The following is a 2,622-nucleotide window of genomic DNA, read 5'->3' on the forward strand; positions in this document are numbered from 1 at the left end:
ACGGCCAGGTTCCGGTCGCCACCGACATCTACGGCACCATCGCCAGCTACCAGCTGGCCACCGGCATCGCCCAGGGCAAAGGCAACCTCGCCTTCAACACAGACGGCAGCTACACCTTCACCCCCGGCACCGCGTTCGACCACCTGGCCGCCGGCCAGAGCGAGAACATCACCTTCACCTACCAGGCGAAGGACAACAACGGTGCGCTGAGCGACCCGCAGACCGTCACCATCACCGTTACCGGCAGCAACGACGCGGCCATCATTGGCGGGCAGACCAGCGGCAGCGCCAACGAAACCGATGCCCCGGTCACCATCGGCGGCAAGCTCGACATCAGCGACGTCGACGGCCCAGCCAGCTTCCAGCCCCAGGCCAGCACCGCCGGCAGCTATGGCACGTTCAGCCTGGCTGCCGATGGCACCTGGAGCTTCGTCGCCAACTCCGCCTTCAACGAACTGAAAGTCGGCGACAAGCTCACCGAGACCTTCACCGTGAAAGCCGCCGATGGCACCAGCGCCAGCGTCACCGTGACCATCAACGGCACCAACGACAAGCCGGTGGCCTTCGCCGATACCCAGACCACCGAAGAGAACACCGTTCTCCACGGCCAGGTCCCGGTCGCCACCGATGTCGACGGCACCATCGTCCGCTACGAAGTGGTCAATAATCTCGCCCAGGGCAAGGGCACCCTGGCCTTCAACGAGGACGGCAGCTACACCTTCAACCCGGGCACCGCCTTCGACCACCTGGCCGCTGGCCAGAGCGAGAACGTCACCTTCACCTACCAGGCGAAGGACAACAACGGTGCCGTGAGCGGTCCGCAGACCATCACCATCGTCGTTACCGGCAGCAACGACGCCGCCGTCATCAGCGGTGTCAGCTCGCGCGACGTGAATGAAACCGACGCGCCGATCAGCACCGGCGGCAAGCTGAACATCACCGACGTCGACGGCCCGGCCAGCTTCCAGGCCCAGAGCAACGTCGCCGGCAAGTACGGCACCTTCAATCTCGGTACCGACGGCAACTGGACCTACGTCGCCAGCAGCGCCTACAACGAGCTGAAGCAGGGCCAGACCCTGACCGACACCTTCACCGTCAAGGCTGCCGATGGCACCAGCGCCACGGTGACCGTGAACATCATCGGTACCAACGACAAGCCGGTCGCCTTCGGCGATACCGTCACCACCGACGAAAACGCCGTGCTGAACGGCCATGTACCGGCTGCGACCGACATCGACGGCACCATCGCGGGCTACCAGCTGGCGACCAACGTCGCCGCCGGCAAGGGCACGCTGACCTTCAACGCCAACGGCAGTTACAGCTTCAACCCGGGCACCGCCTTCGATCACCTGGCCCAGGGCCAGAGCGAGAACGTCACCTTCACCTACCAGGCGAAGGACAACAACGGCGCCCTGAGCGACCCGCAGACCATCACCATYACCGTGACCGGCACCAACGACAAGCCGGTGGCCTTCGCCGATGCCCAGACCACCGAGGAGAACACCGTTCTCGATGGCCAGGTTCCGGYCGCCACCGAYGTCGATGGCACCATCGCGGGTTATCAACTGGCCACCGACGTGGCACAGGGCAAAGGTTCGCTGACCTTCAACAGCGATGGCAGCTACACCTTCAATCCGGGCAGCGACTTCGACCACCTGGCCGCCGGCCAGAGCGAGAACGTCACCTTCACCTACCAGGCGAAGGACAACAAYGGCGCGCTGAGCGACCCGCAGACCATCACCATYACCGTCACCGGCACCAACGACGCGGCGGTGATCACCGGCCAGACCAGCGGCAGCGCCAACGAAACCGACGCCCCGGTCACCCTCGGCGGCAAGCTCGATGTCACCGACGTCGACGGCCCAGCCAGCTTCCAGGCGCAGAGCAACGTCGCCGGCCTGCACGGTACCTTCAACCTCGGCACCGACGGCAGCTGGACCTACGTCGCCAACTCGGCCTTCAACGAACTGAAAGTCGGCGATCAACTCACCGACACCTTCACCGTGAAGGCCGCCGACGGCACCAGCACCAGCGTGACCGTCACCATCAACGGCACCAACGACAAGCCGGTCGCCTACGCCGATACCCAGACCACCGAAGAGAACACCGTTCTGCACGGCCAGGTTCCGGTCGCCACCGACATCGACGGCACCATCGCCAGCTACCAGCTGGCCACCGGCATCGCCCAGGGCAAAGGCAACCTCGCCTTCAACACMGAYGGCAGCTACACCTTCACCCCCGGCACCGCGTTCGACCACCTGGCCGYCGGCCAGAGCGAGAACGTCACCTTCACCTACCAGGCGAAGGACAACAACGGCGCGCTGAGCGACCCGCAGACCRTCACCATCACCRTTACCGGCAGCAACGACGCGGCCATCATTGGCGGGCAGACCAGCGGCAGCGCCAACGAAACCGATGCCCCGGTCACCATCGGCGGCAAGCTCGACATCAGCGACGTCGACGGCCCAGCCAGCTTCCAGCCCCAGGCCAGCACCGCCGGCAGCTATGGCACGTTCAGCCTGGCTGCCGATGGCACCTGGAGCTTCGTCGCCAACTCCGCCTTCAACGAACTGAAAGTCGGCGACAAGCTCACCGAGACCTTCACCGTGAAAGCCGCCGATG

The 2,622-nt window shown here is 65.2% G+C and carries 1 protein-coding gene; it reads left to right on the forward strand.

From position 1 onward, the window contains the following. Positions 1-2,622: VCBS domain-containing protein (locus tag A6723_RS12540; RefSeq protein ID WP_139092966.1), on the forward strand; the 2,622-nt coding region annotated here is incomplete at both ends.

It is taken from the genome of Pseudomonas sp. AU11447 (genome assembly GCF_001672555.2).
GTDB lineage: Bacteria > Pseudomonadota > Gammaproteobacteria > Pseudomonadales > Pseudomonadaceae > Pseudomonas > Pseudomonas nitroreducens.